The organism is Gracilibacillus sp. YIM 98692 (genome assembly GCF_010993965.1).
Lineage (GTDB): Bacteria > Bacillota > Bacilli > Bacillales > Amphibacillaceae > Gracilibacillus.
The window spans coordinates 33323-56341 of record NZ_WIXM01000011.1; the positions used below are offsets into that span (position 1 = coordinate 33323).

Annotated in this window: 43 protein-coding genes; 39 read left to right on the forward strand and 4 right to left on the reverse strand. The window is 35.0% G+C overall.

The annotated features are described in order from the left end of the window. The first annotated feature begins 3 nt into the window (after nt 1–3). From GHD00_RS11455 to GHD00_RS11545, 19 genes are all read left to right on the forward strand, one after another. On the forward strand, nt 4–483 hold the full coding sequence (locus GHD00_RS11455; protein ID WP_163538302.1) for a hypothetical protein: 480 nt from the start codon (nt 4–6) through the stop codon (nt 481–483). Then, entirely contained in the window at nt 480–731 is a 252-nt protein-coding gene (locus tag GHD00_RS11460) for a hypothetical protein (protein WP_163538303.1), read from the forward strand. Before GHD00_RS11455 ends, GHD00_RS11460 begins: the two co-directional genes overlap by 4 nt. A gap of 3 nt (nt 732–734) precedes the next feature. Further along, nucleotides 735–2189 carry a phage tail sheath family protein gene (locus GHD00_RS11465; RefSeq protein ID WP_163538304.1) on the forward strand — a complete coding sequence of 485 codons (1455 nt, stop codon included), beginning with the start codon at nt 735–737 and terminating at the stop codon, nt 2187–2189. Continuing rightward, entirely contained in the window at nt 2189–2707 is a 519-nt protein-coding gene (locus GHD00_RS11470) for a phage major tail tube protein (RefSeq protein WP_163538305.1), read from the forward strand. The genes GHD00_RS11465 and GHD00_RS11470 overlap by 1 nt, the downstream gene beginning before the upstream one ends. A gap of 16 nt (nt 2708–2723) precedes the next feature. Then, nucleotides 2724–3011, forward strand: a complete 288-nt coding sequence (locus GHD00_RS11475) for a phage tail assembly protein (RefSeq protein WP_163538306.1) — start codon at nt 2724–2726, stop codon at nt 3009–3011. A 174-nt stretch (nt 3012–3185) separates the two neighbouring features. Further along, entirely contained in the window at nt 3186–5072 is a 1887-nt protein-coding gene (locus tag GHD00_RS11480; protein ID WP_163538307.1) for a phage tail tape measure protein, read from the forward strand. A gap of 16 nt (nt 5073–5088) precedes the next feature. Further along, complete coding sequence (locus tag GHD00_RS11485; protein ID WP_163538308.1) at nt 5089–5286, forward strand: tail protein X; 198 nt, start codon at nt 5089–5091, stop codon at nt 5284–5286. 5 nt (nt 5287–5291) lie between these two features. Beyond that, nucleotides 5292–6302 carry a phage late control D family protein gene (locus GHD00_RS11490; RefSeq protein ID WP_163538309.1) on the forward strand — a complete coding sequence of 337 codons (1011 nt, stop codon included), beginning with the start codon at nt 5292–5294 and terminating at the stop codon, nt 6300–6302. Next, nucleotides 6302–6853 carry a phage baseplate assembly protein V gene (locus GHD00_RS11495; RefSeq protein WP_163538310.1) on the forward strand — a complete coding sequence of 184 codons (552 nt, stop codon included), beginning with the start codon at nt 6302–6304 and terminating at the stop codon, nt 6851–6853. Before GHD00_RS11490 ends, GHD00_RS11495 begins: the two co-directional genes overlap by 1 nt. Next, nucleotides 6850–7254: a phage tail protein gene (locus GHD00_RS11500; RefSeq protein WP_163538311.1), complete on the forward strand. Its 405-nt coding sequence runs from the start codon at nt 6850–6852 to the stop codon at nt 7252–7254. Before GHD00_RS11495 ends, GHD00_RS11500 begins: the two co-directional genes overlap by 4 nt. Beyond that, complete coding sequence (locus GHD00_RS11505; RefSeq protein ID WP_163538312.1) at nt 7251–7562, forward strand: GPW/gp25 family protein; 312 nt, start codon at nt 7251–7253, stop codon at nt 7560–7562. Before GHD00_RS11500 ends, GHD00_RS11505 begins: the two co-directional genes overlap by 4 nt. Further along, on the forward strand, nt 7549–8685 hold the full coding sequence (locus GHD00_RS11510; protein ID WP_163538313.1) for a baseplate assembly protein: 1137 nt from the start codon (nt 7549–7551) through the stop codon (nt 8683–8685). The genes GHD00_RS11505 and GHD00_RS11510 overlap by 14 nt, the downstream gene beginning before the upstream one ends. Then, nucleotides 8678–9394: a phage tail protein I gene (locus GHD00_RS11515; protein ID WP_163538314.1), complete on the forward strand. Its 717-nt coding sequence runs from the start codon at nt 8678–8680 to the stop codon at nt 9392–9394. Before GHD00_RS11510 ends, GHD00_RS11515 begins: the two co-directional genes overlap by 8 nt. 3 nt (nt 9395–9397) lie before the next feature. Further along, nucleotides 9398–9808, forward strand: a complete 411-nt coding sequence (locus GHD00_RS11520) for a hypothetical protein (RefSeq protein ID WP_163538315.1) — start codon at nt 9398–9400, stop codon at nt 9806–9808. Further along, entirely contained in the window at nt 9808–10011 is a 204-nt protein-coding gene (locus GHD00_RS11525; RefSeq protein ID WP_163538316.1) for a hypothetical protein, read from the forward strand. The genes GHD00_RS11520 and GHD00_RS11525 overlap by 1 nt, the downstream gene beginning before the upstream one ends. A gap of 96 nt (nt 10012–10107) precedes the next feature. Then, complete coding sequence (locus GHD00_RS11530) at nt 10108–10278, forward strand: hypothetical protein (RefSeq protein WP_163538317.1); 171 nt, start codon at nt 10108–10110, stop codon at nt 10276–10278. 30 nt (nt 10279–10308) lie between these two features. Further along, nucleotides 10309–10692, forward strand: a complete 384-nt coding sequence (locus GHD00_RS11535; protein ID WP_163538318.1) for an Acb2/Tad1 domain-containing protein — start codon at nt 10309–10311, stop codon at nt 10690–10692. 145 nt (nt 10693–10837) lie between these two features. Then, nucleotides 10838–11521 carry a dCTP deaminase gene (gene dcd, locus GHD00_RS11540; protein WP_163538319.1) on the forward strand — a complete coding sequence of 228 codons (684 nt, stop codon included), beginning with the start codon at nt 10838–10840 and terminating at the stop codon, nt 11519–11521. Nucleotides 11522–11526: 5 nt separating this feature from the next. Further along, nucleotides 11527–11880, forward strand: coding sequence for a hypothetical protein (locus GHD00_RS11545; RefSeq protein WP_163538320.1), 354 nt, complete (start codon nt 11527–11529; stop codon nt 11878–11880). Between the two features lie 22 nt (nt 11881–11902). Here GHD00_RS11545 and GHD00_RS21470 read toward each other — a convergent pair whose 3' ends face one another. Then, nucleotides 11903–12055, reverse strand: a complete 153-nt coding sequence (locus GHD00_RS21470) for a helix-turn-helix domain-containing protein (RefSeq protein WP_163538321.1) — start codon at nt 12053–12055, stop codon at nt 11903–11905. Here GHD00_RS21470 and GHD00_RS11555 point away from each other — a divergent pair. Both GHD00_RS11555 and GHD00_RS11560 read left to right on the forward strand, forming a co-directional pair. After that, the gene (locus GHD00_RS11555; protein WP_163538322.1) at nt 12033–12236 is read left to right on the forward strand and encodes an Acb2/Tad1 domain-containing protein; all 204 of its coding nucleotides are present in this window, start codon (nt 12033–12035) and stop codon (nt 12234–12236) included. The genes GHD00_RS21470 and GHD00_RS11555 overlap by 23 nt on opposite strands. 85 nt (nt 12237–12321) lie before the next feature. Next, the gene (locus GHD00_RS11560) at nt 12322–12543 is read left to right on the forward strand and encodes a hypothetical protein (RefSeq protein ID WP_163538323.1); all 222 of its coding nucleotides are present in this window, start codon (nt 12322–12324) and stop codon (nt 12541–12543) included. A gap of 45 nt (nt 12544–12588) precedes the next feature. Here the strand turns inward: GHD00_RS11560 and GHD00_RS11565 are convergent, their stop codons facing one another. Beyond that, on the reverse strand, nt 12589–12813 hold the full coding sequence (locus tag GHD00_RS11565; protein WP_276208275.1) for a helix-turn-helix domain-containing protein: 225 nt from the start codon (nt 12811–12813) through the stop codon (nt 12589–12591). 100 nt (nt 12814–12913) lie between these two features. Here GHD00_RS11565 and GHD00_RS11570 point away from each other — a divergent pair, with 100 nt between their 5' ends. From GHD00_RS11570 to GHD00_RS11615, 10 genes are all read left to right on the forward strand, one after another. After that, a complete protein-coding gene (locus tag GHD00_RS11570) occupies nt 12914–13771 on the forward strand; it encodes a tyrosine-type recombinase/integrase (RefSeq protein ID WP_163538324.1) in 858 nt (285 codons plus the stop codon). A gap of 44 nt (nt 13772–13815) precedes the next feature. Next, nucleotides 13816–14430, forward strand: coding sequence for a phage tail protein (locus GHD00_RS11575; protein WP_163538325.1), 615 nt, complete (start codon nt 13816–13818; stop codon nt 14428–14430). A gap of 3 nt (nt 14431–14433) precedes the next feature. Beyond that, nucleotides 14434–14766, forward strand: a complete 333-nt coding sequence (locus tag GHD00_RS11580; RefSeq protein ID WP_163538326.1) for a hypothetical protein — start codon at nt 14434–14436, stop codon at nt 14764–14766. Then, entirely contained in the window at nt 14766–15272 is a 507-nt protein-coding gene (locus GHD00_RS11585; protein ID WP_163538327.1) for a hypothetical protein, read from the forward strand. The genes GHD00_RS11580 and GHD00_RS11585 overlap by 1 nt, the downstream gene beginning before the upstream one ends. Beyond that, nucleotides 15272–15631 carry a hypothetical protein gene (locus GHD00_RS11590; protein ID WP_163538328.1) on the forward strand — a complete coding sequence of 120 codons (360 nt, stop codon included), beginning with the start codon at nt 15272–15274 and terminating at the stop codon, nt 15629–15631. Before GHD00_RS11585 ends, GHD00_RS11590 begins: the two co-directional genes overlap by 1 nt. Beyond that, nucleotides 15621–15797 (forward strand): hypothetical protein, encoded by a 177-nt coding sequence (locus GHD00_RS11595; RefSeq protein ID WP_163538329.1) that lies wholly within the window; start codon nt 15621–15623, stop codon nt 15795–15797. The genes GHD00_RS11590 and GHD00_RS11595 overlap by 11 nt, the downstream gene beginning before the upstream one ends. Nucleotides 15798–15839: 42 nt before the next feature. Then, nucleotides 15840–16286 carry a phage holin family protein gene (locus tag GHD00_RS11600; protein ID WP_163538330.1) on the forward strand — a complete coding sequence of 149 codons (447 nt, stop codon included), beginning with the start codon at nt 15840–15842 and terminating at the stop codon, nt 16284–16286. Beyond that, nucleotides 16286–17290 carry an N-acetylmuramoyl-L-alanine amidase gene (locus GHD00_RS11605; RefSeq protein ID WP_163538331.1) on the forward strand — a complete coding sequence of 335 codons (1005 nt, stop codon included), beginning with the start codon at nt 16286–16288 and terminating at the stop codon, nt 17288–17290. The genes GHD00_RS11600 and GHD00_RS11605 overlap by 1 nt, the downstream gene beginning before the upstream one ends. A 148-nt stretch (nt 17291–17438) precedes the next feature. Beyond that, nucleotides 17439–17729, forward strand: a complete 291-nt coding sequence (locus tag GHD00_RS11610; RefSeq protein ID WP_163538332.1) for a hypothetical protein — start codon at nt 17439–17441, stop codon at nt 17727–17729. A 1-nt stretch (nt 17730) separates the two neighbouring features. Continuing rightward, complete coding sequence (locus GHD00_RS11615) at nt 17731–18798, forward strand: hypothetical protein (RefSeq protein ID WP_163538333.1); 1068 nt, start codon at nt 17731–17733, stop codon at nt 18796–18798. A 156-nt stretch (nt 18799–18954) separates the two neighbouring features. Here the strand turns inward: GHD00_RS11615 and GHD00_RS11620 are convergent, their stop codons facing one another. Continuing rightward, nucleotides 18955–19293, reverse strand: a complete 339-nt coding sequence (locus tag GHD00_RS11620) for a YolD-like family protein (RefSeq protein WP_163538334.1) — start codon at nt 19291–19293, stop codon at nt 18955–18957. A gap of 149 nt (nt 19294–19442) precedes the next feature. On the opposite strand from GHD00_RS11620, the gene GHD00_RS11625 reads away from it, so the two are divergent. Then, nucleotides 19443–19688 (forward strand): hypothetical protein, encoded by a 246-nt coding sequence (locus GHD00_RS11625; protein WP_163538335.1) that lies wholly within the window; start codon nt 19443–19445, stop codon nt 19686–19688. Between the two features lie 55 nt (nt 19689–19743). Here the strand turns inward: GHD00_RS11625 and GHD00_RS11630 are convergent, their stop codons facing one another. Then, nucleotides 19744–19956, reverse strand: a complete 213-nt coding sequence (locus GHD00_RS11630) for a helix-turn-helix domain-containing protein (RefSeq protein WP_163538336.1) — start codon at nt 19954–19956, stop codon at nt 19744–19746. Nucleotides 19957–20289: 333 nt separating this feature from the next. On the opposite strand from GHD00_RS11630, the gene GHD00_RS11635 reads away from it, so the two are divergent. The 7 genes from GHD00_RS11635 to GHD00_RS11665 are packed head-to-tail and all read left to right on the forward strand — an operon-like array spanning nt 20290 to nt 23019. Beyond that, entirely contained in the window at nt 20290–20547 is a 258-nt protein-coding gene (locus tag GHD00_RS11635) for a hypothetical protein (RefSeq protein ID WP_163538337.1), read from the forward strand. 11 nt (nt 20548–20558) lie between these two features. Continuing rightward, nucleotides 20559–20792 carry a hydrogenase maturation nickel metallochaperone HypA gene (locus GHD00_RS11640; protein ID WP_163538338.1) on the forward strand — a complete coding sequence of 78 codons (234 nt, stop codon included), beginning with the start codon at nt 20559–20561 and terminating at the stop codon, nt 20790–20792. Nucleotides 20793–20818: 26 nt separating this feature from the next. Further along, nucleotides 20819–21016 (forward strand): hypothetical protein, encoded by a 198-nt coding sequence (locus tag GHD00_RS11645; protein ID WP_163538339.1) that lies wholly within the window; start codon nt 20819–20821, stop codon nt 21014–21016. Next, a complete protein-coding gene (locus GHD00_RS11650) occupies nt 21016–21180 on the forward strand; it encodes a hypothetical protein (protein WP_163538340.1) in 165 nt (54 codons plus the stop codon). Before GHD00_RS11645 ends, GHD00_RS11650 begins: the two co-directional genes overlap by 1 nt. Then, the gene (locus tag GHD00_RS11655; RefSeq protein ID WP_163538341.1) at nt 21177–21350 is read left to right on the forward strand and encodes a hypothetical protein; all 174 of its coding nucleotides are present in this window, start codon (nt 21177–21179) and stop codon (nt 21348–21350) included. The genes GHD00_RS11650 and GHD00_RS11655 overlap by 4 nt, the downstream gene beginning before the upstream one ends. Next, nucleotides 21351–22490 (forward strand): FtsK/SpoIIIE domain-containing protein, encoded by a 1140-nt coding sequence (locus tag GHD00_RS11660; RefSeq protein ID WP_163538342.1) that lies wholly within the window; start codon nt 21351–21353, stop codon nt 22488–22490. Then, nucleotides 22432–23019 carry a replication-relaxation family protein gene (locus GHD00_RS11665; protein WP_163538343.1) on the forward strand — a complete coding sequence of 196 codons (588 nt, stop codon included), beginning with the start codon at nt 22432–22434 and terminating at the stop codon, nt 23017–23019. Before GHD00_RS11660 ends, GHD00_RS11665 begins: the two co-directional genes overlap by 59 nt.

Genomic DNA, 23019 nt, shown 5'->3' on the forward strand with positions numbered 1-23019 from the left:
TATATGATTCCTCTCGAGTTACAAGATGCGCTGCGACAAAAACTCGAAAAATTATTTGACGGAATGCGATTTAAAAATATGAAAAATGAACGTGTTCCTGTAAATGTGTTCGAGCAACATTTACCTAATAAAAATCCGAATTTGAATCCTGGAAACGATGATCCTTACCCATGTATTATTATTCGTTTGTCTAATGGTGAAAACCCTAACGAAGACGAAGGGCAAAGAACTACTGTACAGTTTATTGCAGGCGTTATCGATCGAGATAATAACAATCAAGGTTATCATGATGTATTAAATATTATTAATCGCATCATAGAGGATTTAAGAAGAAATCCTATTATTAACGAAAAATTTGAGGTCGACTCTTCCATGACTTGGAGTTATCACGATGAAGATGTTGAACCTTATTTTTTCGCAGGTTTGGAGACATATTGGACAAATCCACAAAACTTAAGAGAGGATGTGGAACGCTTTATATGACAAGAAAAAAGAAAAAAAGCACTACAGTAATTTATGCAGGTCCAAGTTTAAAAGATTTAAAACAGTATTCAGTCTTCACTGGAGAACTACCTACTTATATCAAAAACTATCAAGAAAATAACATTTTAAAAGCCTTATTTATTCCAGTATCTAATTTTTCGAAATTTAGACGACAAGTAAAGGTTGAAGGATCCAAAGAGAATCAAATTTACAAAAAAGCGATTGAAATTACGAAGGGAGGCAATTGATAAATGCCATACAAACATGGAATTTATGTGACGGAAAACCCAACCACTTTTGAACAACCTATAAAGTCATTGGCTTCTCAGCAAGTGGTATTTGGCACAGCTCCTATTAATCTTGCAGAAGATATAGATGCAGCAGTAAACGAACCAGTTTTAGCAAGAAACTTTGAAGAAGCAAAAGCTAAATTAGGTTACAGTGAAAATTGGAGTGATTATACACTTTGCGAAGTGATGGATGCATCGTTTAAGCAAATTAAAGTTGGTCCTGTTGTATTCGTTAATGTATTAGACCCAAGCACCCATATACAAAATATAACAGCAGAAGAAGTACAGGTTAACAATCAAGAAGCAAAAGTTGAAAAAGAAGGAATATTATTAAATTCTCTTGTTGTAAAAAGTTCTGATGGGGCAACAACATATGAGGAAGATTTAGATTATCTAGCAGGTTTTGATAATGACGGTTATGTGGTCATCTCAATTTTAGACGATGGTTCAATTGGATCCAGTGTATCCAGTTTGCAAGTAGATTATGATCAACTTGACCCATCTCAGGTAACAAATGAAGATGTCATTGGAGGTTATGATGAATCCACCAATACGTATAAAGGAATAGAAATAGTAATCACTATTTTCCCTAAATTGGATGTAGTTCCTACCATCTTATTTGCTCCTGGATTTTCGCAGTATTCAGATGTAGGTTCAGTACTTGTTGCTAAATCTGAATCTATTAACGGAAGTTTTAAAACAGAAAATGTGTTGGACTTGGAAGGGTCCACGATTGATGATGCGATAGCTGATAAAAGTACAAAACAATATGATGACAAATCTTCTATTCTATGTTGGCCAAAAGCTAAAATTAACGGAAAAACATATCACTATAGTTCTGTAGTGGCTGCTGTCCTTTCACGAACAGATGCAGAAAATGAAAATGTACCTTATCAATCACCATCCAACAAACGCATACCTGTTGAAGCTATGGTTAATGACAATGACCAAGAAATCTTTTTAGATCAAGTACAAGGGAATCGTTTGAACGGAAAAGGTATTGTCACAGCTGTCAGCATGAGAGGTTGGAGAGTATGGGGAAATAATACGGCCATGTATGATGATGAAATGGATTCTATTCCGGATCCAAAAGATCGCTTCATTGCTATTCGTCGTATGTTTAATTGGTGGGGTAACAGTTTCATCTTAAACTATTTTGATCGTGTGGATGATCCTACAAGCTATCGATTAATTGAAAGTGTCGTTGATTCCGAGAATATCCGTGCAAATGGATTTCAAGCTAGAGGGCAAATTGCTGGTGCTCATATTGAATTTAGAGAGCAAGACAATCCTACAAGTCAAATCATGGATGGGAAAATACAATTTATTCAAAAAATAGGATTTTTAACACCAGCGAAGGAAATTGAAAATGTATTAGAATTTGACCCTACCATTTCATTTGGAGGTGATGAATAATGACCAACCCTATTCCTGAAAAAGTAATTAATTATAATGTCTATGACGATACAGATAAATTAGTAGGTATTACTTCAGAGGTCACTTTACCAAACTTTGAGGCTATGACGGAAACGATGAGTGGCGCTGGCATTGCTGGAGAATACGAATCAGCAACACCAGGTCATTTTGCATCACAAACAATAGAAATACCCTTTAAAACAATAACGGATCAGTCATTTTCCTTGTTAAAAAATAGAGGAAGATCATTAGTATTAAGAGCAGCGCAACAAAGTTATGATATGTCCGAAGGTCGCACTCAATCAAGGCCGTTAAAAATTACACTGAGAGGACAACCAAAAGGAGTAAACCTTGGAACCATGTCGGTAGGTGGTATGACAGAAACCACTAATTCTTTGGAGATATTGTATGTGAAAATCGAATTAGATGGTCGTACGTTACTAGAATATGACAAGTTAAATTTTGTTTACATTATAGATGGAGAAGATATTTTAGGAAATATCCGAAACATGATATAAGAAGGGAGAAAAATACATGAGTGATTTAATCATTACTTTCAAAAAGCCTTACAAATTTGAAGGGGAAGAATATAAGAAGGTGGATTTATCAGGAATAGAAAACTTATCAACTCGTGATTTAGTCGAAGCGGATAAGCAATTTAACACTTCTGGACAAATGGCTATTATGAATGAAATGACTACTGGTTATTCATTAATCATTGCTTCCAAGGCATCTGGACATCCTGTTGAATTTTTCGAACAATTACCTGCAGGTGAAGGATTAAAAGTCAAAAATCGTGTGATGGGTTTTTTAAACGCATAGGTTTAATTCGATATGAAGGCAATATAATACGAAAAGAATTAGGCGGACGCATGTTACGAAAATCATGCGTTCGTCTTTCTTTATCCACTTATACTAGCATAGATCACTTTTTAGAATTAGACCTGTTTGAATTAGGAGAAGTTGCTGAGGAAGTGAAAGGGGCGATGAGCAAAAATGGCCAAAAAAAGCTTTGAAATCGCCTTTCAACTTGGAGCTGAAATGGATCCATCTGTAAAAAAAGCATTTGGAAATGCACAAAAACAGATGGGTAAAATGCGTAAAAGCGTAACGAACACAATTAAAACAGGTGCTAAATTAGCAGCAGGATTTACCGCAGCAGGAGCTGTTGTTGGTGGAGCAGCTGTAGCAATGGCAAATAAATTTGCTGACACCGCAGACAGAATTGATAAAACGTCGATGAAACTAGGTGTTACCACTGATGCTTTTCAAGAATTAGAATATGCAATGGGGCAAGTTGGAGTTAGGCAAGAAACGTTAGAAAAAGGTTTAGGAAGGTTGAACCAACGTTTAGGAGATACCGAAAAGAATGAAAAATATCGTGCTGCTATCGAGAATTTAGGTATCGCTACTGAAGATACTAGCGGTAAAACACGTGATGCAGATGAAGTGTTTATGGAAACCGTACAGGCATTACATGAAATGGATGATGCAACACAACAAGCAGCAAAAGCAGAAGAAATTTTCGGTACTAGAACTGCACGAGAATTAATGCCTGCTATTAAAGCCGGTGGCGATGCAATTGGTGATTTACGGGATGAAGCCCATGAATTAGGACATGTAATAGGAAAAGATAGTGTTGATGCTGGTGTATTATGGGCTGACACAATGGACAAAGCTCAAAAGATGATGGGTGGTCTGTTTAATTCAGTAGCATCTAAGGCCCTGCCAATTCTGCAAAAGTTCTTAGATTATGGGATAGATAACATGCCTGTTTTACAAGAAAAAATATCAGGAGCAGTATCAAAGGCGGGGGACATCCTTAGTTGGATTGGTAACACAGGAACAGATGTTTTTCAAAACATAAAAGATGCAATAGACGACAACCAACCAACAATAGAGCGATTCCAAACATTAGCATCTAATGGCGGTAATATGCTTCAGACTGCTTTCGATAATGCAAAGCCTTATATTAATTGGGTGAAAGATGTAGGGATTCCATTAGCAGTGGATGCTATTGCTAATATTATTGAAAAGGGAATGGATTTTTATAATTTAATCAAAAATAACTGGTCTACCATCAAACCACTTCTATTAGGTATTGTTATTGTATTAGGTAGCTTAAAAGTTGCGATGATAGCTATGTCAGTGGTACAAACTGTCACAGGATTTATGAAGGCATTTCGAGTAGCTACAGCAGCAGCGCGATTATCTATGTTAGGTTTAAATGGAGCCATGTTAGCAAATCCAATCACTTGGATTGTTGCACTGATTGTCGGTTTAATCGCTACAGGTGTTTTGCTTTATAAAAACTGGGATACCGTAAAAGAAAAGGCAGGCGATTTATGGTCAAGTATCAAAAGTGTGTTTGGTCAAATAGGGTCATTTATCGGTGGTATATGGGATGGCGTTCAATCCAAAACAAAAGGGGTCATAAACTCCATTATTATGGCTGTAAATGCCATGATCCGAGGAGTGAACAGCTTTCAAATAGATGTACCTGATTGGGTTTCCAAGATACCAGGTGTTCCAAACGGGATAACTTCTATTGGCTATAACATTCCAACTATACCAATGCTAGCAGAAGGTGGTATTACTACTGGATCAACCTTAGCAATGATTGGTGAGGGAGCAGAACAAGAAGCAATCTTACCACTGTCTAAATTACAAGGATTGTTAGACGATCCAGATTACGGAGACAGTACAACAAATCACACCAATTATGATGATCAAGATATGACGATTCATTATAATCCTACCGTTATTATAGAAGGCAATGCAGATAAAAAAACCATTGATAGGGCATTACGAAATGACAGAAAAGAAATTGAAAGAATAATAAAACAATATATCGGGAAAAGAAAAAGACTTTCTTTGAGTTAGGGGAGGTGGTAGATATATGACGTACAGAACGGTTTTAGGTGATACATTTGATTCCATCGCATACGATCACTTTAATGATGAAAAATTAGCCATGGAAATTATAGAAGCGAACATAGAATACGCAGATGTTTTAGTGTTTGATGCAGGAATTGAATTAACCATTCCTGAAATTGATACAACACCAATCGCCAATCTACCACCTTGGAAGCGGTGATTTAATTGCAATCTAGAAAATCTTTTGTAGAAGTAGAGTATCAGGGTGTAGATATAACAGATGATGTACAAAAAGATCTATTGGACTTTGAGTATACAGATAATGCAAGTGGTGATAGTGACAGCGTTCGATTATCTATGAAAGATGAAAAAAAGATATGGTTAAAACATTGGTTCCCTGAAAAAGGCGATGTAGTTTTACCAATGATAAAAACAAGAAACTGGCGGAGAAATGACGATCAACAACATTTAAATTGTGGTCGTTTTTTTGTTGATGAACCTTCCTATGACGGTAGACCAGGATCATTTACACTCGATGCTATATCGTCTCCGTTGAATAGCAATTTTTCTGATGTCGGCAGAAGTAAAATGTGGGAGAACATAACTTTACAGCAGATTGCTAGCGACATTGCTAATAAAGCTGACCTTCAATTGCAATTTTTAAGTGAATCAAACCCTTTATATGATAAAAAAGAACAATCAGAGACAGATGACTCTTCTTTCTTATCGGAATTGTGTAATGAAGAAGGTCTAGCGATGAAAGTAACAGATAAAAAAATAGTTATTTTCGATGAGAAAGATTTTGAAGAGCGTGAATCTATTGCTACTTATCATGAGTGGGGAGATGTAGTCCGTTCTTATTCTTTCAAGACTTCTTTGACAAACACTAGCTATGATGGGGTGGAAGTTAAATATTATGACCCTGAAAAAGGAAAAGTGATCGAGTTTCTTCACAGTATCAGTGATGGAGATAAGATTTATAAAGTGAATAAGCGTGTTAAAACTGGCCAAGAAGCTAGAAGGTTAGCACAAAAAACACTTAGACGTTTAAACAGGAAAGAAACAACGGGTGAACTTACTGTAATCGGCAATATCGAATTATTAGGAGCCACTTGCATTAATTTAGAAGGATTTGGCGCATTTGACGGTAAGTATTTTGTAGAAAAAGCAACACATTCAATTGGCAATGGTTACACTACAGATATTGAAATACGAAAAGTATTGGAGGGGTATTAATGAATTTAGCTAAAAATATGATCCGTGTCGGACAAGTTAACAATGTATATCCTAGCGATGGAAAAATTGATGTTTTGTTCGCAGATAAAGATGAGGTAGCAACCAAAATACCCCTTTTAAATCACGAATACCATATGCCAAACGTTGAAGAACCAGTACTGTGTTTGTTTTTAGGTAATGGCATGGAACAAGGTTTTTGTTTAGGTAGCTTTTATTCAGAAGTAACACCTACACCAGTAAATGACAAAAACATCTATCGAAAACAACTAGATGACGATACCTATTTAGAATATAACAAGCAACAAAAGGTATTAAAAGTAAATGTGGAACAAGTAGACATACAAGTACGGAATGGGAGAGTAACCATTAATGCGGATGAAGTTTTATTAGGTACAAATGCAAGTGAAGGTGTACCTTTAGGTAATCAATTAAAGCAATGGTTGGATAATCACACGCATGATTATAGTTGGACCGATGCTGCAGGTAATGATCAAACCTCTAAACCTAACTCTCCTAGTCCATCAGTAAGCGAGAAGGTGAAGGTGGAATGATAGGCTTTTTTGGAGATATTATTTTTGAAACCAGCGATGAGCGTATTAGAACGTTTTCTGATTTTGAAAGGAATTCCTCTTCTCGTTGGTCATCGCACGATGTGATTGGCAGAAAGCCTGCATCTGAATTTATCGGTCCAGGATTAGACACTATATCGTTCACTGTTCATTTAAACGGGCAACACGGGGTGAGGCCAAGAGAAGAAATGAATAGGTGGTTACGAAAAGAACGTTCTGGAGAAGTTGAAACGTTAGTGATCGGTAATGCAGCACTAGGAATAGATAAATGGCGCATTAGTTCTGTTTCTCAAATGTGGAATGTAGTCATGAACAAAGGTGAGGTACTGAGCGGAAGCGTAGATATCGAATTAGAAGAATATGTAGAGGTGTTGCGCTCATGATTGATTATCAAGAGGTAACGATTCAAAACATCAATTTTAGCGCTATAGGAGCTCAAGAAATCTATGAAAATTTAAGAATATTATATACAACACCAGAAGGCTCTATACCATTTGATAGAGAATTTGGAATTAATATGGCATTCTTGGACCAGCCAACGCAGATAGCGCAAGGTCGATTAATCGTTGAATACACAGAGAAAACAAAAAGATTTGAACCTCGCGCTGTGGTACAAGAGGTCTTATTTGATCAAGATGAACAAACAGGTCATTTACAACCAAAGGTGGTGATTGCGATTGACCTTGAATGATTTACCTGATGTTACTTTTATAGAAGCCAATGCTGAAAACATACTAAACAATATGATACGGGATTATGAAAATGCTTATTTTGAATCTACAGGTGAGCGTAAGAAACTGTACCCTGGTGATCCGATTCGTATTTTTCTATATACACAAGCTCTTAGAGAATTCCAGTTACGAGTTTTGATGAATGATGCTGCTAAACAAAACTTATTAAAATATGCTAGAAATGAACATTTAGATAATTTAGGTGCTTTTAGCAAAACGAAAAGGTTCCAAGCAACAAAAGCAAAAGCGAAAGTTAAATTCTTTCTAAGTGATGCGAAGTCAACAGATGAAACTATTCCATCAGGAACAAGAGTTAGTCCTGGTAACGATCTTTATTTTGTTGTAATAGAAGATACTGTAATACAGGCCGGTGAAATGGAAGCAGAAGTTAATACGGAATGTTCTACAGAAGGTGTGATTGGTAATGGCTTCACTCCTGGTCAAATTAATATTCTTGTTGACCCATTACCTTGGATTGATAGTGTTGAAAATACAAATACGAGTAGTGGCGGGGCAGATAAAGAAGATGATGACAGTCTCAGAGAACGTATACACCTTGCACCGGAAGGTCTATCAGTAGCAGGTCCGTCAGGTGCTTATGAACATTTTACACGGGAGTATAGCACTCAAGTGGAAGACGTGAAAATATCTTCTCCATCAGCAGGTGTGGTGGACATTAGAGTTTTGTTAACAGACGGAGAACTACCAGATCAAACGTTTTTAGACGGATTGAAAGATCATCTTAATGATAAAGAAAAACGTCCTTTGACCGATGATGTACAAGTAACTGCACCAACCACAATTACTTACGATCTTGATGTCACTTACTATATTCGCTCAGACAATTCTGATAAAGAGAGCGAATTAAAAACTGAAATCGAAGCAGCCATTGATGAATATATAATTTGGCAACGCAACAAGATCGGTCGAGATGTGAACCCTTCAGAGATATATTCTCGAGCGATTCAAGCCGGAGCTAAACGTATAGAAGTTACACTTCCATCCTTCACTACAGTTGGAGAAAATGATGTGGCCATAGTGGATACGAAGACAGTCACGTACGGAGGCTTAGAAGATGAGTAATCGAACTATACAAGAAGTGAAACTTTTAGATTTACTTCCTGAGAATTTACGACATAGTTCTGATATTATAGCTGCTGCCGAATCGATTGACGTGGGTTTCTTGGCACTCGTTGATGAAGTTGAAAACATTGAAATCCTACCGAGAGTGAATGAACTTGATGAAGATGTATTGGATCACCTGGCCTACTTTTTGCATGTCGATTTTTATGAGTCTGACTTACCCCTTCAAGAAAAAAGAAACTTGGTTAATCAGTCAGTTATGTGGCATATGCGTAAGGGAACAAAGTGGGCTGTGGAGGATATTGTTTCTGTCATTTTTGATAACGCGACAGTTACGGAGTGGTTTGAATATGGAGGAAATCCATATTATTTCAAAGTGCAAACTGAGGAAACTTTCACAACGGATACGGACCTTAATCGATTAGTGAGACTGATTAATACAACGAAAAATGAACGTTCTTGGCTTGAAGAAGTCATGATCAAGCGTGATCTTGATGGAAAAATATATTACGGTGGTTTTTATAACCAATATAAAAGAATAAACATCAAGCCTTTAATAATCGTGTACTGGGACGAAACCACATCACAAGACGAACTGTATGAATTAGATGATACGACATCCTGGGAGGATTATTCACGGGCTGATGTTTTAATTAATTATCTTTTCGATACAACCTCAACAGAGGGTTATTACGATTTGGAGGTGTAGAAAATGGCGAATATTTCACTTAAAAATTTCTTCGATGCCATACGAGGAAGATATAATGATGAGGCAAACAAAGTTGAAGTAACGGGGAGTAAAGTTGAGATAGTGAATGATGGCAATACTGCTGTCTCTATTCCTGCAGGGAGCTATACTTCGGTAAGTATCGAACCTGCGTATGATTATAGACAAGTTGAGATTGGATTTAGAGAAGAAAATAACGAATCATTTCCTTTGAGGGTTAGAGTTGAACCTAGAACCAGCGCTGGTTCTAAAATGGATGACATATCACTTATGAATGAAACGAATTTTAGAGGCTCGTTCAGAAATGACGCTATTGGCGAAAGAGTACTAGTTATTTTTAATAATGATGATACTGTATCAAGAAGTATTGTTAAATATGTTGCGGGGGTTAGATAATGACAAGTCGTGAATGGATAGAAACTAATTTAGTAGTTAATAATGAAGATGCCATTGATTGGGGAAATGGAATTTTTACTCCGGTAGACAATTTTGTTGATTTTTTTGATGTTGATATTCAAAATGCTTTAGATAATAATGATGATGTAATTCAAGCAATTAAAAATAATGATGACGGAAAAGGATTTTATGATTTAATTTAAAGCTAACGGATGTCTACAGTAAGTATTTATGTATATAAATGTGTATTGATATTTACAAGTAAATAGCCGACAATAATTACCAAAGGAGTGATGTTGTTGGCAACAAAAAGAGTAAATATTACGGTAGAAGAACAGGTTATGGATGAATTCTTTAAATTCGCAAACAAAAAAGGAATTAAGTTCTCAACATGGGTAAATGTCAAAATGAAAGAGTTCATTGAAGAAGAAAAAATGATTGAAGAATTTAGAAAGAAGCGCTCTGAATAAGGGTGCTTTTTTAATTGGAGGAATAAAACAATGAAGAAATTAGAGCATGATTTATTAACAGATAAATATACCGAGGTATGGCATGGAAAAGATTTTAAATTTAATGCACCACATACTTTTTCAGTATTAACTAAAGAAACATTCCCTGATGAAGATGGTGTGGGCGAGCATGTAGAATTATTGCAAAAGGTGCATTTCCAAGAAGGTCCAATCAAAGAATATGGCGTTAATGGTGTAGCAAATGAAGATTTAATTGCAATGGTTATTTCAAGATTAGAACATTTTAATCAATCAGAGTTTCGTTGTAGAGAGAATTCAATGGCTATTACCAAGTTAGAAGAGGCTTTATTATGGCTACGCAAACGTACAATGGGTAGAGAGAAACGTGGTGTAGAAGGAACTCATACAAAGTAAGTATAAACCCTTATATATCAACATTTATAGGGATTAGTGACCACGGGAAATAACGGAGGTCTACACCGAAAAATTTTAACAGAATATATTGAGAGTTAAATCAAACTAGATTATACTTATTGTAAATATAGGGAGGAATCAGGGAATGTTTTTAAGTGATAGGGATATCAGAAAATTGATGGACAAAAATGAAATTGTAGATCCGTTTGTACCTGAAAATTGCGAAGGGGCAACAATTGATTTAACTCTCGATGTTCAAATCAAAAAGTTTAAAGAAGAAGGCCACTATCGAATGGGTGAAAAATACTCTCAAGACAATTTAGAAAAGGTTGATATTAGCAAAGAGGCATTTTATTTACAGCCGAATGAGTCAGTACTAGTACAATCATATGAGTATTTAAAAATCCCGAACAATTTTGCGGGTATTGTTTTTGAGAGGTACAGTATAAAATTACTAGGTCTAGTTGTAAGCCCTAGTAGTTATATGAATCCTGGGTATGAAGGCAGATTAACATTTTTAATGACAAATCAATCCAAGACACCAATTCAATTAGTATCTGGGTTAAAGTTTTGCCAACTATCATTAAGTGAGTTAACTAGTGAGGCTAACTATCCGTATGAAAAACAAGATGCTAAATACATGGGTAGTGTAGAAGTACAAACATCAAAAATACATCTGGATAAAGAGATACAAACTTATCTTCAAGAAAATGGCCATAAGGATTCATCGATCAAACATGCTAGAGAACTTAGTGAATTCTTAATGGAAAGAATGGATGAAAAAGCAGACGAGTACGTTAACCAAATCAAAGAAAAAATGGAGTTATAATATGTATGACTCAATTAAAAGAGGTTCTAATAAAAGTACAAAAGGATAAAATTTTATTAAAAGCGCTTGGAGATAGGTATCATACTGCAACTGAGGAAGAAAAAGAACAACTTTTAGACGTTGTACGAGATCAAATAGATCATGACGTTGAAAAATTGTTAAATGACCATATTAATCATCATAATAAAACGAAGCCAGCCAGAAAAAAGTATATAGGGGCCAAAATCGTTTCAGCTTCATTAAATATTATATCGACTATAGGAATCGGTTATTCTGTGAATCAGGAATTATGGGTTCCAGTGATAATTTGTGGTGCTGTACTTTTAGTTAGCCAAGTTATATTGTTTATATTTGAATAAAGAGTTGAAGAGCAAACAGGTATTAATCTGCTTGCTCTTTTTCATGTTTAAGTAAATCACCTGGCGTGATCTCAAGGTAATTACAAAGTTTATTAATGAGTTCTACTCCTGTATGTTTTATGTCGTTAATAATTAAAAAGGGCGGTAATATAATGAACCAACAAATTGAAAACAACTTTAAGTATCATGCTCCAAGTGAAGAGAAAGTCAAAGTTTATAATGGTTTAAGGGAGCACTTTAAGCATATGGCGCAAATAATAGACAGACGTTGCCCTGATAGTAGAGAAAAATCACTAGCTTTAACAAAGTTAGAAGAATCCATGATGTGGGCAAATGCTTCTATCGCAAGGAACTAAATAGAAGATGTCCCTAGTTGCAAAAATATCTCTAATCCTGCAAAATATTAATCTAATAGAAATTCAAGGATCGGAGAGTGACATTATGACATATTTAGACCTACAAGTACTTGGTCTTATATTAGATATAGTTGGGGTGGTTATCTTATCTGCTACTTATCTTGATGTAAGCAAAAAACGTTTGGAGCAGGAATGGGATGAGGTTAATGGTTATCCAGAATTGAGAAAAAAAGAACGAAAAATAACTATAACTGGTCTTGTTATAATAATAACAGGATTTGTTTTTCAGATTATTGCTGCGATATAATCATTATTTACCCACAGATCACACAAAAAAAGACCCAATCTGATTTTATTCAGAAGGGTCTTTTTCTAATTGAAGAACATCTGTAATATCACACTCCAGCACTTCACAAATCTTAGCGAGATTATCTAAAGGTAATCTTTTTGTTTCATTGTTGCACATCTCACTTATTGATGGATGTCTGACACCTGTCATGCGAGCAAATTCACGATGTGAAATGTTTTTTTCGGAAAGTAATTTGTTTAACTTAATTGAAACTTTAATAGTGATCATCTCCTTTTTGTTTTACTATAACATATTGACACGATAAACGTAACATGATAAATTTAATGTAACGTTAAACGTAACGAAATAATATTAGGGGATGATCAATATGTTACTATCCGAGGTTTGGTCACTGTTTCAAGAAGAAAAGAAATTGGAATTTTCGCCGTATACTATGAAATCGTACAAGCTACAAATGAATTTGTTGATTAGAGACTTAGGAGATAGGCATATTCAAGAAATCTATTACATTCATTTGAAGCAGTACATTAACAGACATGCCGAAAGACTTAAAAAGTCAACGTTAGGCTGTAGAGTAAGGTTTATACGATCCGTTTTCAAATGGGCACATGATGAAGGTATTACAAAAACAAATGAATCTGCCAAATTAAAAGAACCAAAGCAGGGAATGAGAGTACCTAAATTCATCAAGGATGAAGACATCGAGAGATTAAGAGAATCAGCAAAAGGTGCTAAAGAAAAGCTGCTAATCAATTTACTTTATTCCAGTGGTTGTCGTATCGGTGAGATACAGGGAATGAATATTAAGGATATCAACTTTGAACAGCGATATATAACAGTGATTGGAAAAGGGAATAAAGAAAGGGAAGCCCCTTTTGATAATAAAACTTATATTTGGTTAAAAGAATATTTAGGTCAGCGTAATGATGATCTGGAATGCTTATTCCCAACTGATCACACTTTTAAAGAAAACGACGGTAAACCTCGTCGTTTATCTAAAGCGCAACTAAGATATATTGTAAAAAGAATCGCAAAACGAGCAAACATTGATGTTAGCATTTATCCGCATCGATTTAGACATTCGTTCTGTACTCACTTGATGGATCGTGGAGCTCCAATGGAAGTCATAAGTTCATTGGCAGGCCATCAAAAAATTGAAACCACACGCATATATGCTGCATTAAGCGGTGAAAGAAGAAGAGAATTATATAAAAAGTATTTTTAGCACTCTATTGAGTGCTATTTTTTATAGAAAGAAGGTGAATCATTTTGGCTGATTATACTGGAATGAAATTAACGGACAATGGTCGGGGTCTACAAGCTAAAGCCGAAGCTGGTGAAACTCTTACCTTTAATAAAGTGAAAATTGGGGATGGAGAATTAGTGGATGGAGATAGCTATGAAACTCGAAACGATCTCGTTAACCCTTTACTAGATTTAAACATTTCTGTTGTCCAAGCTGAAGAGGATGGTACGTGTCTGATTCGTTCCAACATGACCAATGAGGGTGTAAATGAAGGATTCTATGTAAAGGAAGTGGGTATCTTTGCTCAAGATCCTGATATTGGTGAAATTCTTTACGCCTTTTCTACAGCCGTCGTAACGGACTATTTACCACCAGAGGGTGGAGCGACAGTTGTAAACAATCAGTTTGATACGATGGTTGTCATAGGAAATGCCGATAGCATCACAGCAGATATCTCTAACACTGGTTTTGTCACACAGGATGATTTTGATGATCACAAAAATGAATTTGATGCACATAAGTCCGATGATACGAACCCACATAACGTGACCGCATCGCAAGCAGGAGCGTACACCAAAAGTGAAGTGGACAGTATAACTACGGACTTAGAGATATTTTCAATGTGGGGAGGGTTATAACACATGGCTACTAATGAACGGTTATATCAAGGTCAACCCGGAACAACAGAAGAAACGTTGTATACCGTCGGAACAAATAACACTCATTCAAAGGTTCATAAGTTTCAAGTGACGGTAGCAAATGTAACCAATACGGATGCAACCTTCGATTTATCTATTGTGCCTAACGGAGGTTCAGCAGGAGATACAAACCGAATTGCGAAGGGTGTTGAAGTAGCTGGAAACAGTGTTGCGAATTTAACATTTAATCAAGTATTAGAAGCTAGCGATTTCCTCAGCGGTTTACAAGGAACAAGTGGAGCACTGACGGTAACTATAAGCGGGGTGATTGAATAATGAGTTTTGACGTTTTTCCGAAAAGTGGTGGTACGGGTTGGAGAAAATACGAGACGCTTGTACATGAAGATACTTATGAGGTAAACGACACCCTAACCTATGAAAATGTGTTCGAGGTAAATGGGGAGGGTTATATCACTACTATTTCGCTATGGAATGATACAAGCGATAACGAAAACTTGGCACGAATAACCATAGATGGTGAGGTTGTTTATGAAACATCTCTTTCCAATATTAACTATACTTTTGGGTTGATAAATCAAAATGAAATACATGGAGGGGACAGCAACAGTTATAGCTATGTTAGGCAACCTACTAATAGAACTATACACTCAATAAGAGCCAATGAATATAGTTATCCTTTTATCGAAACAGACCCATCCAATTCGAGTGCGGTTGTATTACCGAGAGAAATATTTTTTAAATCTTCTATAAAACTCGAAGTACAAACTGATTCTACAACTAGCAGGAGGTTCTACTATCGAATAGCAGGGGGGATTGTTTAATGTTTGAATATCAAAAAGAAAACGGAATACTTTACAAAATCCGCATAACCAAAAACGGCACAGTTGTTAAAGCGGCGACACCCGAATACTACACAAAAGTCTCAACCAATCAAACATCTATTCCAGCCGACGGGCAAACCGAAGCAACAATAACGGCAGAGATTTACAATTACCTAGATGAACCGCAAACGGAATGGGAAGGCGATATTATATTCGAAGTAGAAGGTCAAGAACAAACCGTCTCCACAACGAACGGTCAAGCGGAGATCACCTTTTCTAGTGAAGAGCCAGGAGATTTTACAATTAAGACAAATGTACCTCAAATGTGTAACGGGGAGGTTGTGATCCATGCCACGTAAAGAAAGGCCAATCGTAAACAGACTGAATAACGGTAATAAAAAAGGATTTAAAGTGGAGAAGTCGGAAAGGAAGAAGAGGCTAGAAGCGGTTAAAGGCAAGGACAATCCAACCAATCGAGATATTGCAGATTTATTAGAAGAAGTATTGGAGCGCTTAGACACCTAACCAGGTGTTATTTTTTATGCTAAAAATTAAGGAGGCTAATGCATGGAGATGGTTATTAACCAAGCGAAGGCAGCTACAGCAGTAGTTGCTTTTATTTTTTCTTATTTGTTCGGGGGTTGGTCACAATTGCTGATAGCGTTGCTTATCTTTATTACATTTGACTATATAACAGGGTTGGTTGCAGCCGGACGTGAGGGAAAAGTTAAAAGTAAAGTTGGGCTGTACGGAATTACAAAAAAAGTCTTAATCTTTGGTATTGTGGCTATTGCTGGAATGCTGGATAAAGTTTATCTTGAACAATTTGGCGAGTCATTGGTTATTGGAGAATGGGAGCTAAGCGTAATGAGCGCAACCATTCTTTATTATTTAGTCAATGAATTTATTAGCATTAGCGAGAATCTAGGAAGAATAGGCATGCCAATTCCAACTCCATTGAAACGTGCGATTGAAATTTTCAAAGATGAATCTTATGAAAAGGGTGGTAAATGATGAGTATAGAAGAAATCATTTGCATTGACCCTGGACATGGCGGAAAAGATCATGGCGGTGGCTCCAACGATCAATTTAAAGAAAAAGAGATGGTACTTCAAATATCCAAAGAGCAAAAGAAGCATTTTGAGAGAAATGGTATCACTGTGGTGTTAACACGTAGTAATGATGAGTATTTAGATTCTTATGAACGTACTTTACGTGTAAAAAGAAGCCAAGCAAATTATTGCATATCAAACCACATTAACGCTTTTAATGGTAAAGCAAATGGTGCTGAAACTATCCACTCAATTGCTACAAACGGTAAGCTCGCAGAAGGAATCTTAAAAACGTTAGTAAATGAGGGTGCATCATACAGAAGGTTCTTTTCTAAAAGTGGAAAGAGCGGAAAAGACTATTACTTCATGCACCGAATGACAGGCCATGTTAAAACAATCATTGTGGAATACGGTTTTGCTGATAACAAAGAAGACACCGATAAAATCATCAATGATTGGAAAAAGTATGCGGAAGCTGTAGCTAGATACTATATCGAGAATGTATTTGATAAGACGTACATTCCTGAAAAAGAAATAGCTTCACACAACGTAAAAAACTTACCAAAAGTAAGATCATTCTCTAAGTATCCACGTTTAGTGAAGATTACAGAAGATGTGAATGCTTATGAACACCCCAACCTCTCCAAATACAGCAAAATGTTAAGAGAAGGAACCAAATTAAAAGTATACGGAGAAGGAGAAAATGGAGTATGGGCTGCAGGTGGCGGTCTCTTCTTCTCTAAAAAATATGCGGTAGAAATACCACAAACGATACGCACAGGCGGTTTAACTTCATCTAACGTGGATGAAATGGAAAACTATTTTAGAAAAAATAACTTAGAAGCAAGTGTACAATTTGTAGGAGAAGGGAAGAACCCTCATGTACTCGCTAAGATTAAAGGAGGTGATTACGAGAAGTTTTGCAAATGGTTAGACGAAAACAATTGGTGGTATAAAGTTATGTGAAATTTCAGTGAATGCAAACGATCGATTTATCTATAAGCGACAAAGGTTCGGGCCATGGTGTGGAAAGCCATGGCTCTTTTTTTGTTTGAATAAGTTTAGTTTTATTTGATTATAATGTTAAGGATTAGTTGACAAAGGATGAAAAATTATGGTAAAAGTTATTAAAGAACTATTATCTGATACTTTGAGAATAGGTAGGGAGGCTTATTCTATGAAAACAGCAGAAATTAATGCCGTATATAGTGAAGAGTTAGAAGAATTCCTGGATTCTTTAGGCGTACTCGAAGAAATCAAAAATGGTGAAAAGAAATGTTATTTTTGTAATAGTATTGTGGATGTTAGTGATATCCAAACGGTATTTCCTATGGATGATGATGTTCAAATCTGTTGCAATAAATCAAAGTGTAATGATGCCTTTAATAGAAAGGTAGAAAAGTAAAATGCAGGAGTTGATTAATCTCTTAAATTTCTTAGAAGACAAGGGAGTATTCTATATAATTCTCTGTGCTATTGTAGTGTTATTCATTATAAAACCCGACTGGGGAAAAAGAATAAGTTTAGTATTTGTTGCTTTATTTACTTTTTATAAATGGGCTCGAAAAGCAAATGTCTCAAGATCATTTGAATTTAAAATTTCTAATGTTACAACTGAATTAAACAAAGAAATTGGGGAAGAAATTTTGCCAACAAATCCAAAAATCAAATGGGTAAAAAATACAACTAGAGAAGCATTTGTGAATGAGGGAAAAGTGGTGGTTAAATTAGACTATCATGATGATAGAAATAGAACATTTGCTTTAGCTACATCAAGCTATGTCAATAAAAGTTTGTTACCGGTTGCTAGAAGATATATTCCTGAAGAAATAATGGAGAGTTGTAGCCTTTTGGTAACTAGAAGAATTATTACTGATAAAAATGAAGATTCATTAGAATTTTTTGTCACTGACATACTAAAAGAAGTATTCAAAGATAAACCAGAGATTGAAGAATTATATAATGAACTAACCGATCTGGATAATAACGCTATGTTTTTACAGATTTTAATTCCAGAATTATGGAAAATGGGAAAAAGAATTTATCCAAACAATATAAAAAAGGCAATAGTTGAAGATGAAATTGAAAAGCTTATTAAATTTTTACATGCAATTGCGACTAAAAAATATGATCAGATTGCTAAATTGAACTTAGATTCAAACCTTTTTAAGTTGAGAGTCATATTAGTTGGAAAAATGGAAACTCTTCATGGCAAAGGTATTGATCCATACATATTTAGAATTAATGAAGGTATCAACAATGGTTATAAAAGTATTTATTTGTTAGGTTATGAGAGAAAAACTGGATTTCTAAAAGAGATAAAAAAACGCTTTGAAGATCATGAGAAGATTCAACATATTAAAATTAGAGAAGGTAATGTAATAAACTCTAACTTTGATAATATGAAATGTATTTGTATTGGTTTGACAATCAAAGAACATTTTGAGGTTGAGGAAAAAACTGAGGCATCATAGTACGTTGTAATATTTTTAGGAAAAACCCATCACTAATTAGTGGTGGGTTTTCCATTAAATAACAAATGTGCTATAATATTTTGAAAGGGAGTGCCCCTCCCTGATATTTCCTTACCAACACTACATATTGGAGACCCTGCAAAGTGTTGGTAAGGATTATTGTATAGATATATCTACAACATTTTTAATCTTAATAAAGTCAATCCCATCTGACGCATCCACTTCTATTCGACCTTCTACAGCTTTCAAAATAAAGCCTTCCACAGTATGCATTCTTTTGTTGTGATGAAAAACAACATCTACTTTCTTATCAAACTCCATAGCTTCTTGCATCGTTCGTTCCATTTCTTCTAGCTGATCCTCAGACAGTATAGGTTTCTTTACATCCTTTTTCGCTTCCAAATGTTGATTAATAACTTCCTTATGCTCAGGTAACATCATCCGACTCGATTCCCACAACAAATTAGATCCATGTGTAAGTTTGTTAGCTTTCATCATTTTTAACCTCCTGTACAGAACGTTTGTTCTTATTATATGCAAATGAGGATAAAATAACAACCGCAAGTACGTAAAGAAATCTTAACAAGGAAATAATTAGTAAATGTCGAATAAAATTATCGAAGTCAAAAAGAGGGAGGTGTATGATGAGAAATCGAGAGTTTGATAAACGATTTAGTCTAGTATCAATGAAAGATAAGGAGTCAAGAAGAATTGTAGTGAAAGTATACGATCATTTACATGGCCGTTCGTTTGTTTATTACGAAAATGAGATCAAGAACATACCTGAAAAAATGTCAGATTTAAAACACTACATAGAATCTCACTGGGAGGATATTAAAAAAGGGATCCATGAAGTAGATCATTTTAATCAATTTGGAGCGATTGATTAGGTGTGTATTTTTGAAAGGTGTGATTAGAGCAAAGTCTAAAACCTTTGCTCTTTTTTTATTTCTCTTCATTTTCTCCTCTTTCATAAAGATCATCTACTTTGCACTCCAAAACTTCAGCTAAATCAAACAAATAATTAGCCTTTGGGTATGCTTCTCCCCTTTCCCAAGCGCTAAGTGATTGAGTAGATACATGAATTTTATTTGCTATGTAATTTTGCCTCTGTCCTTTCTCTCTTCTTATATCCCCTATTCTCGGATTCCAATTCACTACATAAACTCCTTTTCAAAATAACTTATTATTAATATTCAATTTCATTCTTTAAAATTCCTCTTTTTTAAAAAATAAATCATTTATGTATTTTTATTAAAGTTTTCTTTAATAGACAGGCATCATTTATGTTATTCGCCCATACAATTTAGTAAATTCAATCACTTCATTTGCTATCGTATTTTTGTTCTTTCATATGCACAAGAAATTACAGCTTGTTTATTACTTATTAAATACTGATATAACAACATCGGAATATTCGTTTTGTGATTCGTATCTAGAATATTCGTGTGTATATTCGTTTGTATATGCGAAACGAAAGGAGGGCCGGGAATGAGGTTTCTGGAATCCGTTTTTAGTGGAATTAACAATGCGAAGCGCGAGCAGCGAGAGGATTCTCAATACGAAAGATTAGAAGATACACCGTTTTTATATTCATCTGAAGAATTGAGAGAATTATCAAAAAGTGCTAATAAAGATCAGAAAGCTAGTATTTACCGCCATATGGTTGATTTTGATGTTCACGATGATGAAGAGTTAACTGGTTATTACGATTTATCCAGAGATCTGTGGGATGATTTTTCTAAATAGGCGGGGTGTTGATGAGATATAAAATGAGTGATTTACCAAAGTGTGTAAAATGCGGAGATCCTTTTGATCCTGATTTTGAAATTGTTTGTAGCAATTGTGGTTCACATATGATGAATGTTAATTTTAACGACCCCGAAAGTGTTGAAGAATTCGCTGAAATGAATTTATTTAATGAAACGGTCGATTGTAGTGATTGTGGGACGACATTTAGATTTGGAATCCATGAATGGGATGATGAAGAATGAAATTTGAGGAAGGAGAGTGAAATTCCATGAATATTAGAAAGGCTTTAGATAATGCAGGATACTTTGATGCAGAAGCGACAGAAGAAAACATGATTGATTGTTTCTTGGATTATGTAGATTGTGATGCTTTCCGTGGTTTATCGTATGAAGAAACAAAGGATGATATAGAAGAAGGGTGGATCACTGTAGATGATATCGTGTACAACATGAGGAGGTTAAGATAATGATAACTATTTACGGTGCGGTCTGCATGGTTTTTGGATTTATCGCAATGGACTTTTACCATGATCGTATTAAACCACAACAACAGGAAGAGGAAAAAGAAGAAGTGGTAGAGGTTACAACGAATACAGACAATGTTGTTCCATTTAGGAGGAATTTAAAATGAGATTTGATGAAATGAATAGAAGAATGTTGGATAGGATTAAAGAAGAATTAAAAGAAAAGAAAATTGTTTATGAATATGATTTTCAAAATATAGCTTTCATTATCAACGGTAATATGTTTGAAGAAAAAGAATATTTGGACAGTTACCTTGCGGAACAGGAGGTTATATAGATGTTGCTCGAATTAGGTGTTTGGTCTGGAATCTCTTATTTACTGCACCGTTCTTTATTTGGTCCAGTTTCTGATAAAAAGAAAATTGAAAAAACATTTGAGAATACTGGATTCAGAGTAAAAGATAAATTACCCATGCATTGCTATACCCATAAAAAAAAGGGTTACACTGTATATGCATATAACTTACCGTATGGATTAACTGATAACCCAAAGCTAGAATTCATATTAGAAAAAACATTAAATAAACCTGTTGTTTTTAAAATGGATACTAAGTTAAAAATTAAAGTTTATAAAGAGCCATTAAGAAAAAAGTATGACTATTCTTTTGTTGAATTACCGAAATGGAATGTTCCTATAGGTTACGGATTAGACGGATTGATTACTCATGATTTTTCTTCAGTACCGCACATGACTATTGCTGGTGCAACCACATGGGGGAAAACGGTTTTTATGAAAATGTTAATGACGCATCTAATTGAAAATAATCCTGATGGTGTAGAGTTTTACATTCTTGATTTAAAAGGTGGTTTAGCTTTTCACCGATACAGAAATTTAAAACAAGTAAATATAGTAGCTGGTGATCTTAGTGATTCCAAAAATGCTTTAAGCATGGTTAAAGCAGATATCAAAAGAGACTTAAATTATTTTAAAGAAATAAATGCAGAAAATGCAAAAGAGGCAGGTGCAAAAACACGTAAATTCATCATTATTGACGAAGCTGGAGAATTAGTACCGCATAAAAGCATGAGTGATAAGGATAAAGAACATGCAAAAAAATGCCAAGAAATTTTGAGTTATATAGCAAGAGTTGCTGGTCAGCTTGGGTATTCTTTATTATTTTCAACACAATACCCAACATCCGATATTTTAGATCGTCAAATAAAAGCTAATTCATTAGCTAAAGTATCTTTTCGATTAAGCACTATAAAACAATCGGAAGTGGCGTTGGATCAAATAGGTGCAGAAAGCCTAGAATATCCTGGTCGTGCGATTTATAAAACAGCAGAAGAACAGATTGTTCAAACTCCTTTTATAAACAATAAAGAAATGTGGGAACGCTTAAGGAGGTTTGAGGAAAGTGATCCAACAAGAGAAAAGGATCAAGAGAGAAGAAAAGATACTGTTACGTTTGAATGAATTAAATTTTGCTACAAGAGAGCAGCTGCAAATTATTGAAAAGCTAGGCGGTGATCGGAATGCACAGCGAATCTTGCATCGAATGGAAAAAGATAAACTCATATCTACAGTGAGATATGAAAAGAAAATTTATTATTTGAGCAATCGAGGTAAAGAGCGTGTGGGATCCAATCAAAGCAAATTAAAACGTGATAAGATCAAACACACTCTAATGCGCAATGATTTGTATATAAAACTTGGTATGCCTAAAGATTGGGAAAAAGAAAGACCAATCAACTTTAATGATGATACGTTAATATCTGATGCTAGGTTTAAAAGAGCAGGACGATATTATTTTGTGGAGATTGATAATGTTCAAACAATGAAAACTAATTATGAAAAGATCAAAAAATATAAAGAGTTATCCCGAATCATAAAAAAGGAATATCACTATACTCCCACATTGATTTGGTACTCATTATCTGAAACAAGAAAGAAAAAGCTTCATGATGCTTGTGTGAAGCATGGGCTTAAATTTCAAATATATTAA